This is a genomic window from Billgrantia montanilacus (assembly GCF_003336675.1).
In the GTDB taxonomy this organism is placed as follows: Bacteria; Pseudomonadota; Gammaproteobacteria; order Pseudomonadales; family Halomonadaceae; genus Halomonas; species Halomonas montanilacus.
The window spans coordinates 16,383-31,445 of record NZ_QPII01000019.1; the positions used below are offsets into that span (position 1 = coordinate 16,383).

The following is a 15,063-nucleotide window of genomic DNA, read 5'->3' on the forward strand; positions in this document are numbered from 1 at the left end:
CGTACCCCGCTGGTCACTGGCGGTCATCAGTGACGCCCTTTGAGCCCTCAGTGGCTCAATTGACCCCCAAGTCTCCCGCGCCTCGTGCAAGGAGACGTCCCCACGCCACTTTACGCATGCCGTGGCACCAGGTTGCACTGTCGGGGATTCGAGGCTCCTTTTACCCAGGTCAGCCTGGTGAGCTGGCCACCCCTCAACTTCCATCCAGTCTGGCCAGTGAGCGATCTCTGCTTGGGATTGCTCACTGGCCGGATTGGCATGACTTCACACTGGCGGTGCCCGCCGCTTGAACACTGGGCTCCCTTTGTGCGGGGATAACCGTGCATATTCGCGAGACGCGAAATACCGATCGTTACGCCTCCATAGGATCGGGTGTGAGAGTGTCGGCATGGCTGTGAGGGACGTGTCCGATGTCGAGCATTGTGGCCCCTTCGTGTGATCTACCTTCTCCGGCGGGTAGAGGCTGCTTCAGGTAATTGTGTTTCACCTAATCGAGACCGGGGCGCTCCCAAGCCGGAGCGCCTGGGTTGCGAAATAGTTGCTGGTCACGCTTAACATTCCCTGTCGATCCTCCTGTCCCTCCACGGCACCGTGATCCTGTTTTCGATCAGAGCTTCGCGAGGCCGACATGATGCGATCTATCCCTCGATTTCTGACCTGTGGCATGGCCGTGGCCTTGCTGGTCGGCTGTGTCGACCAGTTGCACCGGTCGTCGACCGAGCGTGCCGAGGCGACGCAGGTCGACGAGGCTAGCGCTCTGGAAATTGCACCTCGCGGTGAGTCCCAGACCGTTACCGGGGAGCATGATGTGACCACCTCACCGAATGCGCTCCGGACGGGGGTGGTGGAGACGGATGGCTATGCCCAGGAGTTGCCGGCAATCGAAGTGTTGCGCACGGCTCGTTACCAGCTGGTGGCCACACAGGCTCCGCTGGGGCAGCGGCAGCTGCTCGAGCAGTACGTGGATGTGCGCGTCCCGCAGGGCGTGTCCACTACGGTGGGTGATGGGATCGAATACGCCCTGCGGAATACCGGTTACTCGCTGTGCCACCCCGAAGCCAATCATCAGCGCTGGTTATTCAGCCGGCCGCTGCCGGAGATCCATTACCGGCTGGGGCCCATGCCGCTCCGCGAGGCACTGCAGGTACTCGCAGGCGATGCCTGGGAGCTTGACGTCGATCCTGTGCGGCGGGAGGTCTGCTACGGGCAGCGGGACATCCGCACCGCGGGGACGCCGGGTATGGCCCATCCCGTAGTAGGGACTCCAGTCCCTGATACAGCGGAGGCAGGCGATGAGTGACGACGCCGATAAGCGGGCCAGACGAGGGGAGGGAGGAGCATGACGTCGCAAAGTTGGAAGGTATGGCGCAGCGGGCCGGCATTCGGCATCGGTGCCGCCTTGTGTCTCTGGTTGTTGGCCCTCCCGGCGTCGGCTCAGACGTTGGCGCCGGGGGACGGCCAGACGAATTCTCAAGACACGAGTGGTATCGAGGAACGGGACAGCCACATCCGCGACTCGCTGCGCGCCGAGGCCCGCGAGTGGGGCCTGGACGAGCGGGAGTGGCAGCGCTACGAGACGTTGATGGAGGGCTCTCGCGGGATCTGGTCACCGGACCTCGATCCGCTGACGGCGCTGGGGATCGAGGCGGAGACAGAGGCGGAGCGTCGCCGCTACGCCGAGATGCTGGTCGAGGTAGAGAGGGCAAGAGTCGAGCGCGAGCTCGCCTTCCAGCGCGCCTATGATGAGGCCTGGCAACGCCTTTATCCCAACGAAATGCCTGTCGAGCAGTTCCTGCTGGGCGATCCTGGCCAGGCTGGGCAGGGGAGTGTGAGCTTTCTCCAGGGTGCCGGCAATCCGGCTGCTTCATCGCGCTTGAGCGTGCATGTGGCGTCCCAGGCGTGTGCCAGCTGTGACGCCACCATCCGGGAGCTGCTGGACAGCGGTGTGGCCATGGATGTGTTCGTCATCGACTCGGAAGGCGACGACACCGTCATTCGACAGTGGGCCCGGGACAATTCAATCCCGCTGAGTCGCGTGCAGTCTCGTGAGATCACGCTCAACCATGGTAGGACGGATACCTCCCTGGGCGTGACGCGGGACAGCGTGCCCCAGGTCTTTCCCCGGTAGGCAGGGTGATGGCGATGCGTTTCCGGCGTTCACCGACCACCATGCTTCGTCTCTGGTGCTGTTGTCTCGGGCTGTGGCTCGTCATGGTGGCCATTCCGGCGTCGGCAACGGCCGGCAACGATGTACCCGAGGCCTATGTGGTCGCGGCACAGCGACATGGCGTGCCGCCTGAGGTGTTGTATGCCGTGGCACTGACCGAATCCAAGGTCCCGTTGGCGCATGCGCTGCGTCCCTGGCCCTGGACGCTGAACGTCGCGGGAAAGAGCTACTACTTCGAGACGCGTACGGAGGCCTGCGAGGAGTTGACTCGCGCGTTGTTCGAGACCGAGGTGATCGACGTGGGGGTGGCACAGCTCAATTTCCGCTGGCAGCCGCAGCTGTTCGGTGCCGGCAACCGCTTCGTGGACCCCTGTGATGCTCTCGATCCCTACGCCAATCTGGATGAGGCGGCGAAGCTGTTGCGATCGCACTATGACGCCAGTGGCAGCCAGGACTGGGTGGTGGCCGCGGGGCGGTATCACCGTCCCGCCGGTGGCGCGCCGGCGGAACGCTACCGGCGATCGGTGGCGGACAATCTCGAACGCCTGGAGGGCGGCCCGCGTCAGGTGGTTGCGGCGGGTGGCGTCCAGTTCGCCTCGGCCGAGCCATTTTCCCGTTCGACCGCATCACTCTCGACCGCGACTGCCGTCGAACCCGAACCCGTCACCGCCGATACCTCCCTGGTCTGGATCGCTCCCGTGGAGCCGGCTCAGTGGGTCGATCCGGAGAGACGCTGGGATCGGCTCGTTGCGTCGGTGGCGGCACATTGATTTGAAGGAAACGCTCATGAAGACACCTTTGATCGCCATGGTCGGCCTGGTCGCCTCGACTGCCGTGCTCTCCGGCCACGCACAGCAACCGCCGAGGCCGCCGGGATTACCCGAATTGACCGTAGTGGCTGATCGCGGTGGTGAACCCGCCCGGCCGTATTACGTTGCCATCGGCATGGCCGGGGTAGACGAGGAGGACGGCTATGTGTCCGAACCCTCGGCGCCGGTCTCTATCGGCGAGCGCGACATGCTTCCGGTGGATAGTGGGACCCTGTCGCCTGGTCGAGTCCAGCCCCGGTCATTGGATTTGCCCCCGGGAATGACGCCGTTCTTCCTGGTCGGAGCTGACGATCTCTCGGTGGAGTGGCTGAAGCAGCGTAGGGCCATCCTTCGGGAGATGAATGCCGTGGGCTTAGTGGTCCAGGTGTCTGATCTGGAGAAGCTGGAGCAGCTTCGAGCCGTGGGTCAGGGGTTGGAACTGCGCCCGGTGTCCGCCGATGACCTGGCGGGGCGATTGGGGTTGTCGCATTACCCGGTGCTGATTACCGCCGATATCATCGAGCAGTGAAGGAGGAAGGCTCACCGTGACACCGATGCTTCCCGACACTGCTTTCGACGCCCTGGACGTACCGCAAATTGGCAATCAACCCGAGGATGTCGATCGACGTATATTATTCGCCGCGCGGTTGGTCCAACTTGGCGTACTGGCCTGCCGTCGGCTGGATAGACCGCTCAAGGTGACGACCCTGCTGCCTCTGGTGGAGCGCATCGAGGCCTTGGACGCCTTGGTGATCGACTTTGCCGCTGCGGTGTTGTCGGCGAAGGCTTGGCAACGAATCGCCGCGAACCTGGCGGGGTTCGGAGAGCGCTCGATCCCCCGAGCCTACCAGGGGCGCGACAAGCGCATCCCGGCCCTGTGGCTCTATCTGCGCGAGGAACCCTGCGAGAATCCGGAGGCGGCCCGTCTCCTTGACGGCTTTGCGTCCGCCTGCCGTTACGACGGTGCCCGTTACAACGCCATCCTCGCCAATCTGGCCGGTGAAGGGGTCCTCGAATCCGCGGCTGTCCAGGTGCTGGAGCATTTAGAGGGCGGCAGCGATAACGGATCGACAGTCAATGAGAAGGAGGGCTCGGCGTGAACCAGACGCATCCCCTCGAGTCGCTATTGCGGCCTGCCGTGGAGCTGAACACGGCGGTTGTGTGTTTCGCCTGTGCCCTGATGTGTGTGTTCGCACCCTGGGCACTGGCGTTGACGCCCAGCGTGGGGATCGGAATGGCCTTTGCTTTCTTGGGCTTCGGCCTGTGGCGAGGGAGGCAGGCGTGGATTGTCTTGCGGTATCGCCGCAACATGCGCCGCTTGCCTCGCTTCGCCCTGCGCAGCGACCAGGTACCGGTGAGCACCCGCAGCCTGTGGCTGGGCAAGGGCTTCAAGTGGGAGGCTAGGCATACCCAGCGGCTTCACGAGAGCCAGCAGCCCGAGGCCGAGCGCTATATCAAGCCATCGCGGCTCTATCGGTTTGCCCGCCATCTGGAGAGTCGTCTGGAGCCTGTCCGCTCCCTGTATTTCGTGATTCGGCTGCTGAGCGCGGACAGCGCCCTCAATCCCTTCCGCCCCCTGCCGCCTGTCGGGGGCATTCCCGCCTTGCATGCCGTGGAGTGGCGGGAGATCGACGTGCGCCTGCCACTGGGCGAGCGGGTGGCACATACGCTGGTGGAGGGCACGACTCGGGTCGGCAAGACGCGTCTGGCCGAGGTGATGATCACACAGGACATCGCTCGGGCGGCTCAGGATGTGGTGATCTGCTTCGACCCCAAAGGCGATGGCGATCTGCTGATCCGCATGTACATTGAGGCGCTGCGGGCCGGGCGTGGCGACGAGTTCTATGTCTTCCACCTGGGCTACCCAGGAATAAGCGCTCGCTACAATGCAGTAGGGCGCTTCGGGCGGATCAGCGAGGTGGCGACCCGCATCTCTGGTCAACTGTCCGGCGAGGGCAACAGTGCTGCTTTCAGGGAGTTTGCCTGGCGCTTCGTGAATATCGTGGCCAGGGCGCGTCACTCCCTGGGACAACGGCCCACCTATGATCAGATCCTATCCGATGTGGTGAACATCGATGGCCTGATGATCGAGTACGCCCAGCAGACCTTGGCGAAGCACGATGCCCATGCCTGGGACCGAATCAGCGAAATCGAGGGCAAGCTCAACGACAAGAACATCCCCATGGCCATGAAGGGCCGCGACAAGCGTGTGGTGGCGATCGAGCAGTATCTGCAGCAGGCCAGGATACGCGATGCCGTACTCGAGGGCTTGAGGTCCGCGGTGCGTTACGACAAGACCTATTTCGACAAGATCGTCGCAAGCCTGCTGCCACTGCTGGAGAAGTTGACCACGGGGCGCATCGCCGAACTGCTCTCGCCCGACTACCACGATCTGGAGGACCCGCGACCGATCTTCGACTGGCAGCAGATCATCCGCAAGCGGGGCGTCGTCTACGTTGGGCTCGACGCCCTGTCCGACTTCGAGGTCGCTCAGGCGGTGGGCAACTCCATGTTCGCAGATCTGGTGTCAGTGGCGGGCCACATCTACAAGCACGGTGTCGACGATGGACTGCCCAAGGTCGACGGTGGCGGATCCGGCAAGGTGGCGATCAACCTGCACTGCGACGAGTTCAACGAGCTGATGGGCGATGAGTTCATCCCGCTGATCAACAAGGGGGGCGGCGCGGGGATCCAGGTGACGGCATATACCCAGACCATGAGCGACATTGAGGCGCGCATCGGCAGCACCGCCAAGGCGGGCCAGGTCATCGGCAACTTCAACAACCTGATCATGTTGCGCGTACGCGAGGAGCGCACCGCCAAGATGCTCACCGACCAACTGCGCAAGGTCAACGTGGCCTCCCGCATGCTGGTGTCCATGGCCGGTGACAACCCGGATGTCGACTCCTCGGTCGACTTCACGAGCTCCGGGGGCGACCGGATCAGTACCGTTCAGGTGCCGATGATTGAGCCGGCCGACGTGGTGAGCCTGCCCAAGGGTCAGGCCTTCGCATTGCTCGAGGGCGGGCAACTCTGGAAGATCCGCATGCCGTTACCGCTGCCCGACAAGGGCAAGAATCTCCCCATGAACATCCAGGACATCGCCGAGGACATGCGTGCGCGCTACAGCACCGGCGAGCGGTGGTGGGAGGATGTCATGCCGCCACCTATCCATTTCGACCCGCCGCAGTTCCGGGAAGTAGCAAACCAGGCGGCATACCAACCGCCTCCCGTCGGGCCCATGGATATGGGGGAGGCCAGCGATGCGCCGTGGCAGGAGTGACGTCGAACAACCCGGTGCTCGGTCGAAGGTGACGCTAGGGAGGACAGCTGATGGCCACCAAGACCGCTGAACGGACCCACGAACGCCGCGGCGGGCTCTTCTCGCGCTCGATCGGGATCCCCATGCAGCTGGTCGGCATCCTGCTGGTGTCCCTACTGTGTTCGATCCTGATCGAGTGGGCGGGAATCTTCTGGGAGTGGTGGGCTCAGCCAGGCGCCGAACATGCCCGAATGACCATGGAGCGCGAGATGGGCTGGTTGGGCAGCGAGTTCTCCCGCTCATTGGTGGTCTCGCGACCGGTGGAGTCTGCCACCTGGTTCATCGGCATGGCGTATGAGTGGCTCTTCGTGAAGTCCGGCATCACCCCCTTCCTGGAGAACAACGCCAACAGCGGTGGCTGGCTGGGGACGCTGCACCAATATTTACAGGCTGCGGTCTATGTCACGCTGATGACTTTGACCCGGGTGGTGATCCTGGTACTGACCTCGCCACTGTTCGCCCTGGCCGGCCTGGTGGGGTTGGTCGATGGGCTGGTGCGGCGCGACCTGCGACGTTTCGGGGCGGGACGCGAGTCCGCGTTCATCTACCACCACGCCAAGCGCATGGTCGGCCCGGTCTTCGTGGTTGGTTGGATCGTCTATTTGAGCGTGCCCTTCGCCATTCACCCCAATGTATTTCTGCTGCCCTGTGCGGCCTTGTTTGGCTTGTTGGTGAGTGTCGCCACGGGGAGCTTCAAGAAGTACCTCTAATTCTCGGTTCCCTGCACGTTCCCTGCCTTGACGCCCTCCGGGGCGTCTTTTTTGTCCGGAATACCCCACGTCGGTGCTTAACATTTCGGGGTGATCTGGTGGTCGGTTCCCGCAACGATGCGGGTATCGATGGTCGACTAGAGCCGAGCCATGTCTGCTTCAACCAGATGCTTTCGTACCCTCGTCACGGCCTGCGCTGTCGCTGCCGCTCTAGCAGCTCCGTTGCCGGTGCTGGCCGACGGACGGGATGAAATCCTGCGTCGTGACCTGGCCGTGATCCAGACGCAGCTCGACCAGATCGGGTTTGTCGTGGACCGGCTCGAAGCCCGCCAGGACGTGGCTGATCCGGCGACAACACGATTCTTCCTCGATACACGGCAACTACGCGATGACCTGGCACGCATCGCCGATGGCATCGATGAGTTTCTCGAACCCCCCCGGCTCCCGCCGCGTGTCCCGAGAGCACTGTCCGGGGACTACTTGAGGCAGGAGGCTCCTTGATGGACAGCGCGGCCGCCTTCGAGACCGGTTCGGGGTTCGAGATCGCCGGCTTGTATCTGCTGCTGGCCGGAGTGGGCTGTGTCGCGGTCCTGTTGTGGGCCGCTTGGGCTGCCATATCGGCATACAGAGGTTGGGCGAAGGGCAACGTCAAAGGTGATGTCTTTGCTGGGGTCGCCGTGCGGCTGTTGCTGCTAATCCTGCTTTTCATCTGGCTGTTCGTATGAACGGCCGCGCAATGTAGTGCAACCGAAGGAGTGAAGTCACCATGAAATCCTCAATGATGATTCGGCACATCACTCGTGCCAAACGGTCGCTGGCACATCTCGTCGGTCTCGCCATGAGTCTGCCTGCCATCGCCATGGCACAGGGACTTCCCGACCTGGAAGAGCCCTCCACTGGGGGAGGAGGTCTGAGGGATACCATCCAGGGCCATATGTACGACTTTGGCATCTTGATCGGCTTGCTGCTGGCTACCGCTGTGTTCCTGGTGGTCGGCTCCGCTTCGATCGCATCATTCAAGGAGGCCAGGGAGCGCGAGACCTGGGGAAAATTCGCTCTGACGGTCGTGGTTGGGGTGGTGTTGGTCATCGCCATCATCTGGCTGACCACGGAAGCCGCACCCATCTTGATGCCCTGACCGGAGAGGCACCATGCCGAGCATCGCCTTCATTCCCAAACGGCTGAATGAGCCACCCGTGGTGTTCCGTGGCATGACCGGCAAGGAGGTCGTCATGATGACGGTAGCCGGCTTCGCCTCGGGGCTGCCATTGGGCATCGTCAGTGCTTGGGTATTGGGTGCCATCGCCATGGTGCCCACCGTGTGCTTCCTCTTCGCAGGGGCTGCCCTGTGGTTTGGCGGCACGGTGATGCGCCGCCTTCGCCGTGGCCGTTCGACCATCTGGTTCTACCGCCATGTGCAGTGGAAGCTCGCCTGCGCTGGCCTGCCCATGGGCGAGGGTGGCTCCCTGATCACTCACTCGACCGCCTATCGGATTGGACGCGACTCCTACCGGCACGGAGGACGCTCATGAGCCGTTATCGTCACGCCCTCGCTGGAAGGGACGCGCATATCACCACACTGAGGGGGATCATCCTGGTGCTGGTGGTCATCTGCGGCGGCCTGTGGTGGGGATGGAAGGCTGCCCCGGAGAATCTGACCATCCACAATCCGCCGGATCTGCGCAGCGGCAGCACGCGTGCCTGGTGGGAAGTCCCGCCCTCCAGCGTCTACGCGTTCGGCTTCTACGTTTGGCAGCAGATCCAACGTTGGCCGACCAACGGGGAGGCGGACTATGAGCGCAACCTCTACTCGCTCCAGCACTTCCTGACGCCATCCTGTCGGATCGAGCTCGAACGCGACTACGAGCGGCGTCTCAGCCGCAATGAGCTGTCCGGTCGCGTACGAGGCATCTACGAGATCCCCGGTCGCGGCTATCGGCCCGCGGCGGTGGAGATCCTGAGTCGAGATGCCTGGGTGGTGACCCTGGATCTTGCGATCGATGAGCAGTACGCCGGCACCCCTGTTCGAGACGTGTTCATCCGTTATCCCCTGCGAGTCGTCCGTGCCGACGTCGATCCCGAGCACAATCCCTGGGGGCTGCAGATCGACTGCTTCGATGGTACGCCACAGCGCCTGGAGGTGCCCAACCAGGAAGGAGCCGATGTATGAAGCTGATCCGTCGTATGGCACTGCTCGCGGCCGGGGTCTTGATGACCGGGCCGTCCTGGGCGGTGGAGATCATCGAGTGGGACCGGCGGCCAATGCCCATTCCGCTGCCTGTTGGCAGCGAGCGGATCGTGGTGCTGGACCGCAATGTGCGGGTCGGTCTGCCGTCATCGATCGCTGACCCGGAGATCCTGCGAGTGCAGAGCACCGGTGGCGTGCTCTATCTGCTGGCACACGAGAACTTCGATACCCAACGCGTACAGCTGCAGGACGTCGAGAGCGGCGAGATCCTGCTGGTGGACCTATCGGCCCGGGAGGGGGCCAGCGACGAGGATATCCGCATCGTCGAAGCCGAGGAGCCTGCCCAATCGGCTTCTGCTGAAAGGCATGCCGCGTCCGAGGACGCGCAAGGCACCAACCAGGGCAGGCCTCTGGCACCGACGCCGGTCGCGCTGACCCGTCACGCCGCTCAGTCCCTGTATGCACCGATGCGTGCCGTCGAGAACCTGCCGGGGGTGAGGCGGGTGCCGATGCGCCTGCCCGATTCTCTGCCGACGTTATTGCCGGCCCTGCCGGTGGAGGCCAAGCCGCTGGCGGCATGGATGCTCGACGGCTACACGGTGACGGCGGTGCGGTTGACCAACCAGGATCCGCGGAGCTTCGAACTCGATCCGCGTTACCTGCAGGGGGAGCTGTACAGCGCGACCTTCATGCACCCGAGCATTGGCCCGCGAGGTAGCGTCGAGGACACGACGACGGTGTTCGTGGTGACACAAGGCGGCGGACTGGCCGAGTCGATGCTGACGCCACCCGAAGCGGCGGGCCATGACGAGGGAGATGACGCATGACACTCAAGAGCAATGTCCTGCTGAAGTTCCTGGTGCCATTGGTGGTGATGGTCGTGTTGTTGGTGATGCTGCGTGCCTGCGGCGGGGGTGGTGAACCTGACACGGCCGAGCAGCGGGAGGATCCGACGCTGAGGCTCTCTGACGACGAGATGGACGCGCTCGGCATCGAAGGCGACACCCCTCGGGATACTGTGGCGACCCTGGTCGGCCAGGTTCAATCCATGCGTGATGAACTCGATCGCTCACAGGCAGAGACCGAAGCGTTACGCGAACAGAACGAGCAACTGGTCCTGCGAAACCAGAACATCGACAAGCGGATCGACGAGGCCCTCAACGAGGAGCGGGAGAGACTACAGGCCGATAGGCGGCAGCAATCACAGCAGGAGGAGGGCCTACTGGGCTCTTTACAACAGCAACTCAACCAGCTGCAGAACCGTATCGACTCCAGTGACGGCACCGAAGCCGATGAGGAGATGCCCATCGGCATGGGCCTTGAGGACGGCGGTGCCCCCTCCAGCATGTCCTGGGTCGAGCCCATGGATTCCCAGGAGGGGCTGGCGAGTGGCCGCAACGATGAGGAGGTGAATTTCCCGTCCTCCTTCGGAGAGGCCGCCAGCTCGGCCAGTGACGCGGCACGGCGCTCCGCCGAGGCTGTGGAGAGCCGGGTGACCGGCGAGCCTCCTGAGTCGACCGTGAAGCCCGTCTACACCGTGCCGGAGAACTCCACCCTGATGGGGTCGCTGGCCATGACGGCACTGATTGGGCGCGTGCCCGTGGACGGCACGGTGACGGATCCGTTTCCGTTCAAGATCATCGTCGGCCAGGACAATCTCACCGCCAATGGCGTCGAGGTTCCCGAGGTGCAGGCGGCGATCATGAGTGGCACCGCCACGGGGGATTGGACCCTGTCGTGTGTCCGCGGTGATGTGCACTCCGTCACCTTCGTGTTCCAGGACGGCACGGTACGCACCCTGCCATCGCCAGAGGACCTCGACAGTGGCGACTCCGGCTCGCGCACCAAGATCGGCTGGATCTCCGATGAAATGGGCATCCCCTGCGTGAGTGGCGAGCGCAACAGCAACGCCAAGCAATACCTGGGCACGCAGTCGTTGCTGACCGCTGCGGGGGCCGGTGTGGCCTCGATGCTGAGCGACGACGGCGATATCGCGACGACGATCAACCCCGATGGCTCAGTGACCCAGGCGATGACAGGCAGCCAGGCGACACAGCAGATCATGGCCTCTGGGGTCAACGATATGTCGCGGTGGGTCAATCGCCTCTACGGCGAGGCCTTCGCCGCGGTCTTCGTGCCCCCGGGCCGAGACGTGGCCGTGCATATCGACCGGGAACTGCAGATCGACTACGAAACCGAGGGCAGGAGGGTGCACTATGATCGCGACCTATCGCTCCGCAACGATATACCGTAACCCGCGTACCGCACTGGGTCTGTGCATCATCCTGGGGGCGGCGCTGTTGACCTCCGGATGCGCAACCTCCAAGGACGAAATGTGGGCCGGCGAGGGGGTGCCCATGCAGGAGCTGTGGCGGCAGGGCGCCGGCAATGGGGAAGACATGACCCAGCGCGGTCTGCTCGATGCCCGTGGCGAGCTGCGCCGGCAAATCGGCGATGGCGTGATGGTGGATGAGCGCATTGCCTATACCCGCAATGCGGCCAACGAGATCTATAGCCAGTTCACACGGCTGGATAACCCCGACCTGGTGATGTACGTCTTCCCGCATCTCGCCGGTGCGGATCCCGTGCCTATCCCGGGCTACTCCACGGTGTTCTCGCTTTATTCGCGGCCACAATATGCCATGCCGGGCGAGACCGCCCGACCGCAGGCACCCGAGGCACCTGACGAGCGGCGCGGTCGTGTCAGCGTCGAACTCGTGGGAGGTCGGCCATGAGCGCGTTCGATCGGATGATGAGCCGGCTGCTCCCACCCACCGGTCCGGACAAGAAGGCCAAGCAACTGGCCGAGAGCGGTGACGCCGAACCCTCGGCTCTGGCCGAAGCGCTATTGACCGATGAAAACGGTCGCCCCCTCTCGCTGCCACGGGGCAAGTCGATCACCCAGAATGCCTTGCGCAAGGCGTACCGCCGAAAGCCGAGCTTCGCATCCCGCCTGCCGTGGGTCGAATATTTGCCCGAGTCGGGGTGCTTCCTGCTCGAGGACGGCATTTCCGTTGGCGTAGTGGCCGAGGTAATCCCGGTACCGACGGAGGGGCGTGGCGAGGAAGCCCTGGAAGCGGTGCGCGATACCATCTGCGCGACCCTTCAGGATTGCCTGCCAGAGCACGATCATTTTCCTTGGGTCCTTCAGCTCTACGCGCGGGATGAGACGGATCCGCGCGAGGATCTGGAAAGGCTCCAGAGCTATGCTCGCCCCGAAGTGCGCGATACCGAGTACACCCAGGCGTGGCTCGACAGCATGGAGGCCCACTTGCGGGCCATCGCCAAGCCGGGCGGGTTGTTCGTCGACGATGTAGTGACCGATACCAAGTGGCGTGGCCAGGCAAGGCGGACTCGCCTGGTACTGTATCGCCGATTAGGTAGCGGCAAAGCCAAGCTGGGCGAGCGCCGCTCGCGTCGCGATCTACGGCCTGAAGATGCCGTCAATCATGTGTATAGCCGCCTGGAGGCCTCCCTCAAGGCGGCTGGCCTGCGCTTGCGGCGCTATGACGGTCGCGACTTCCATCGCTGGATGATGCCACGCTTCAATCCGCGGCCCCGATACTCACCCGAGGATCCCCAGCGGTTCTACGATGTGTTCGATTACCCGCGTGATGAAGTGCGGCTGCTGCAATACGACCTGGCAGAGGGGATGCTGGCGAGTTCCCCTTATGGCGATGTCGAGTCGGGCTGGTGGTATTTCGATGGGATGCCCCATGGCGTGGTGCCGGTGGAGGAGATTCGTCAGGTGCCCAAGGTGGGCCACCTGACCGGTGAAGTTCCCAAGGGAGACGGCATCTCCACCACCGCCAAGTCCAATACATTGATGGATTTACTGCCGGAGGGGACCGAGGTCTGTTTGACCATGGTGGCCACCCCTCAAGAACCCCTCGAGGACCATATCAACCAGCTGCGCAAGAAAGCGGTGGGGGATACCGTCCTGGCCGAGTCGGTTCGTAGGGACTGCGACGAGGCGCGTGAGTACCTGAGTAAAAACCATAAGCTGTACCAGAGTAACCTGGTCTTCTATGTGCACGGGGCGGATGAAAGTGAATTGAACCGACACCTCCTCGAGCTCACCACGCACTTGACCAATGCCAACCTGAAACCGGTAGAACCCGAGGATGAGGTCGCGGCGCTCAACAGCTATCTGCGCTGGCTGCCCATGTCTTTCGATCCCGGGCTGGATCGTGGCGGTTGGTACACCCAGCTCAACTTCGTCCAGCACGTCGCCAACCTGGCGCCCTTCTTCGGCCGCGCTCGGGGTACCGGACACCCTGGCTTGTCCTTCTTCAACCGTGGGGGCGGGACCTTTCACGTCGACCCCCTGAACTATGCCGACCGGTCCGCTAACGCGCACATGCTGATCTTCGGCCCAACCGGGGCCGGGAAGTCCGCCACCCTCAACGGCATGCTCAGCCAGGTAATGGCAATGCATCGCCCGCGGTTGTTCGTGATCGAGGTCGGCAACTCCTTCGGCATGCTGGGTGACTACTTCCAACGGATGGGATTGACGGTCAACAAAGTGCGCCTGGCCCCCGGTTCGGGGGCCAAGTTGCCGCCGTTCACCGAGGCTCACCGCCTGCTCGAGGACAACATGGAGGCGGCACGCAAGCAGCGCGACGCCGAGGACCACAACCCCTATGAAAACGTATCCGTCGAGGATCTGATCGAGAGTGCCGATAGCGACAACGATGAACGCGACCTGATCGGTGAAATGGAGACGGCCGCCCGTCTGATGATCACCGGCGGTGAGCCCAAGGAGGAGGCGGATTTCAAGCGCGCCGACAGGCGGATGGTGCGCGATGCGATCTATCGAGCGGCTCGCACCACCTATGAGGAAGGGCGGCAGTGTCTGACCGAGGACGTGCGTCAGGCCTTCCGTGAGATCGCCAGGGACACCGAGCTGCCCGAGCAGGCCCGCAAACGAGCCTATGACATGGGCGAGGTGCTTGGGTTGTTCGTCGACGGTTTCGACGGTCAGATGTTCAATACCGAGGGTGAGCCATGGCCCGAGTGCGATGTGACGATCATCGATCTGGCGCACTACGCCCGCGAGGGATACGAGGCTCAGCTGGCCCTGTCGGTGATCTCGATCACCAACATGATTACCAACCTGGCCGAACGCGAGCAGTACTCGGGTCGACACATCATTCAGGCCATCGACGAGAGTCACATCGTCACCGTCAATTCGCTGCTCAGCCCATTCTTCGTCAAGGTGGGCAAGATGGGGCGCAAGCTGTCCCACTGGCTGTGGTTCGCGACCCAGAACCTGGCGGATTTCCCCGCCGCAGCCGAGAAGCTACTGAATATGTGCGAGTGGTGGATCCTGCTGACGTTGCCGCCCGACGAGGTCGAGCAGGTGGCGCGCTTCAAGACGCTTACTCCGGAGCAGCGGCAGCTCATGCGCTCGGCCACCAAGGTGCCCAAGAAGTACACCGAGGGGGTAGTGCTGTCGGGCCGGATCGAGGCCCTGTTCCGGGTGATTCCGCCTAGCCTCTACCTGGCCCTAGCCGGCACGGAGGGCGAGGAGAAGGCAGCGCGCGACCGTATTATGAAGGAGCTCAAGTGCTCCGAGCTCGATGCTGCGATCGAGATTGCTAAGCGGCTGGACGAAACAAGGGGGATTGGCTCATGACAGGGTAGGGTAGGCGGTCTCCCATTTCTAACCGCAACGCTATTGAAGAGCGCTCGGACCTGTAACCGACTTCTTGAACACCTCGGCATAGACTTCCAGCGGTTTTCCCGATTCAGCGTCATCCGCCGTCGTGTATCCAATGAGCCGGCCATGTCATCGAGTTCTTTCTAGCTGTAGACCGACAGCTCCGAAGGGGTCGCGGTACCTCATTGAGCTTTTCGCTGAAGCC

Annotated in this window: 16 protein-coding genes; all 16 read left to right on the forward strand. The window is 63.2% G+C overall.

The window, feature by feature from the left end:
* Positions 1-628: 628 nt before the first annotated feature.
* Entirely contained in the window at positions 629-1,300 is a 672-nt protein-coding gene (gene pilL2, locus DU505_RS18915) for a PFGI-1 class ICE element type IV pilus protein PilL2 (protein WP_114480526.1), read from the forward strand.
* Between the two features lie 39 nt (positions 1,301-1,339).
* Positions 1,340-2,128: a TIGR03759 family integrating conjugative element protein gene (locus DU505_RS18920; RefSeq protein ID WP_114480527.1), complete on the forward strand. Its 789-nt coding sequence runs from the start codon at positions 1,340-1,342 to the stop codon at positions 2,126-2,128.
* Between the two features lie 8 nt (positions 2,129-2,136).
* Positions 2,137-2,937, forward strand: coding sequence for a lysozyme family protein (locus tag DU505_RS18925; protein WP_245948074.1), 801 nt, complete (start codon positions 2,137-2,139; stop codon positions 2,935-2,937).
* Between the two features lie 16 nt (positions 2,938-2,953).
* On the forward strand, positions 2,954-3,505 hold the full coding sequence (locus DU505_RS18930) for an integrating conjugative element protein (protein WP_114480528.1): 552 nt from the start codon (positions 2,954-2,956) through the stop codon (positions 3,503-3,505).
* 16 nt (positions 3,506-3,521) lie between these two features.
* The gene (locus DU505_RS18935; RefSeq protein ID WP_147273100.1) at positions 3,522-4,076 is read left to right on the forward strand and encodes a hypothetical protein; all 555 of its coding nucleotides are present in this window, start codon (positions 3,522-3,524) and stop codon (positions 4,074-4,076) included.
* Complete coding sequence (gene traD / locus DU505_RS18940; protein ID WP_114480530.1) at positions 4,073-6,259, forward strand: type IV conjugative transfer system coupling protein TraD; 2,187 nt, start codon at positions 4,073-4,075, stop codon at positions 6,257-6,259. Before DU505_RS18935 ends, traD begins: the two co-directional genes overlap by 4 nt.
* 50 nt (positions 6,260-6,309) lie before the next feature.
* A complete protein-coding gene (locus DU505_RS18945; RefSeq protein ID WP_114480531.1) occupies positions 6,310-7,008 on the forward strand; it encodes a TIGR03747 family integrating conjugative element membrane protein in 699 nt (232 codons plus the stop codon).
* Positions 7,009-7,158: 150 nt separating this feature from the next.
* On the forward strand, positions 7,159-7,509 hold the full coding sequence (locus DU505_RS18950) for an integrative conjugative element protein, RAQPRD family (protein WP_114480532.1): 351 nt from the start codon (positions 7,159-7,161) through the stop codon (positions 7,507-7,509).
* Positions 7,509-7,733, forward strand: coding sequence for a TIGR03758 family integrating conjugative element protein (locus DU505_RS18955; protein ID WP_114480533.1), 225 nt, complete (start codon positions 7,509-7,511; stop codon positions 7,731-7,733). The genes DU505_RS18950 and DU505_RS18955 overlap by 1 nt, the downstream gene beginning before the upstream one ends.
* 41 nt (positions 7,734-7,774) lie before the next feature.
* Positions 7,775-8,146 carry a TIGR03745 family integrating conjugative element membrane protein gene (locus DU505_RS18960; protein WP_114480534.1) on the forward strand — a complete coding sequence of 124 codons (372 nt, stop codon included), beginning with the start codon at positions 7,775-7,777 and terminating at the stop codon, positions 8,144-8,146.
* 13 nt (positions 8,147-8,159) lie between these two features.
* Complete coding sequence (locus DU505_RS18965) at positions 8,160-8,540, forward strand: TIGR03750 family conjugal transfer protein (protein ID WP_114480535.1); 381 nt, start codon at positions 8,160-8,162, stop codon at positions 8,538-8,540.
* Positions 8,537-9,178 carry a PFL_4703 family integrating conjugative element protein gene (locus DU505_RS18970; RefSeq protein ID WP_114480536.1) on the forward strand — a complete coding sequence of 214 codons (642 nt, stop codon included), beginning with the start codon at positions 8,537-8,539 and terminating at the stop codon, positions 9,176-9,178. The genes DU505_RS18965 and DU505_RS18970 overlap by 4 nt, the downstream gene beginning before the upstream one ends.
* Positions 9,175-10,023, forward strand: a complete 849-nt coding sequence (locus DU505_RS18975; RefSeq protein WP_114480537.1) for a TIGR03749 family integrating conjugative element protein — start codon at positions 9,175-9,177, stop codon at positions 10,021-10,023. Before DU505_RS18970 ends, DU505_RS18975 begins: the two co-directional genes overlap by 4 nt.
* Positions 10,020-11,450 (forward strand): TIGR03752 family integrating conjugative element protein, encoded by a 1,431-nt coding sequence (locus DU505_RS18980; RefSeq protein ID WP_114480538.1) that lies wholly within the window; start codon positions 10,020-10,022, stop codon positions 11,448-11,450. The genes DU505_RS18975 and DU505_RS18980 overlap by 4 nt, the downstream gene beginning before the upstream one ends.
* Complete coding sequence (locus DU505_RS18985; RefSeq protein WP_114480539.1) at positions 11,413-11,931, forward strand: TIGR03751 family conjugal transfer lipoprotein; 519 nt, start codon at positions 11,413-11,415, stop codon at positions 11,929-11,931. The genes DU505_RS18980 and DU505_RS18985 overlap by 38 nt, the downstream gene beginning before the upstream one ends.
* A complete protein-coding gene (locus DU505_RS18990; RefSeq protein WP_114480540.1) occupies positions 11,928-14,834 on the forward strand; it encodes a conjugative transfer ATPase in 2,907 nt (968 codons plus the stop codon). Before DU505_RS18985 ends, DU505_RS18990 begins: the two co-directional genes overlap by 4 nt.
* The last annotated feature ends 229 nt before the right edge of the window (positions 14,835-15,063 follow it).

What these genes read in the sequence shown, in the direction of transcription:
- DU505_RS18945 (WP_114480531.1), top strand. Translation starts at nt 6,310, where the DNA reads ATGGCCACCAAGACCGCTGAACGGACCCACGAACGCCGCGGCGGGCTC.
- DU505_RS18970 (WP_114480536.1), top strand. Translation starts at nt 8,537, where the DNA reads ATGAGCCGTTATCGTCACGCCCTCGCTGGAAGGGACGCGCATATCACC.
- DU505_RS18990 (WP_114480540.1), top strand. Translation starts at nt 11,928, where the DNA reads ATGAGCGCGTTCGATCGGATGATGAGCCGGCTGCTCCCACCCACCGGT.
- DU505_RS18925 (WP_245948074.1), top strand. Translation starts at nt 2,137, where the DNA reads ATGGCGATGCGTTTCCGGCGTTCACCGACCACCATGCTTCGTCTCTGG.
- DU505_RS18980 (WP_114480538.1), top strand. Translation starts at nt 10,020, where the DNA reads ATGACACTCAAGAGCAATGTCCTGCTGAAGTTCCTGGTGCCATTGGTG.
- DU505_RS18985 (WP_114480539.1), top strand. Translation starts at nt 11,413, where the DNA reads ATGATCGCGACCTATCGCTCCGCAACGATATACCGTAACCCGCGTACC.
- DU505_RS18920 (WP_114480527.1), top strand. Translation starts at nt 1,340, where the DNA reads ATGACGTCGCAAAGTTGGAAGGTATGGCGCAGCGGGCCGGCATTCGGC.
- DU505_RS18930 (WP_114480528.1), top strand. Translation starts at nt 2,954, where the DNA reads ATGAAGACACCTTTGATCGCCATGGTCGGCCTGGTCGCCTCGACTGCC.
- pilL2 (WP_114480526.1), top strand. Translation starts at nt 629, where the DNA reads ATGATGCGATCTATCCCTCGATTTCTGACCTGTGGCATGGCCGTGGCC.
- DU505_RS18950 (WP_114480532.1), top strand. Translation starts at nt 7,159, where the DNA reads ATGTCTGCTTCAACCAGATGCTTTCGTACCCTCGTCACGGCCTGCGCT.
- DU505_RS18960 (WP_114480534.1), top strand. Translation starts at nt 7,775, where the DNA reads ATGAAATCCTCAATGATGATTCGGCACATCACTCGTGCCAAACGGTCG.
- DU505_RS18955 (WP_114480533.1), top strand. Translation starts at nt 7,509, where the DNA reads ATGGACAGCGCGGCCGCCTTCGAGACCGGTTCGGGGTTCGAGATCGCC.
- DU505_RS18975 (WP_114480537.1), top strand. Translation starts at nt 9,175, where the DNA reads ATGAAGCTGATCCGTCGTATGGCACTGCTCGCGGCCGGGGTCTTGATG.
- DU505_RS18965 (WP_114480535.1), top strand. Translation starts at nt 8,160, where the DNA reads ATGCCGAGCATCGCCTTCATTCCCAAACGGCTGAATGAGCCACCCGTG.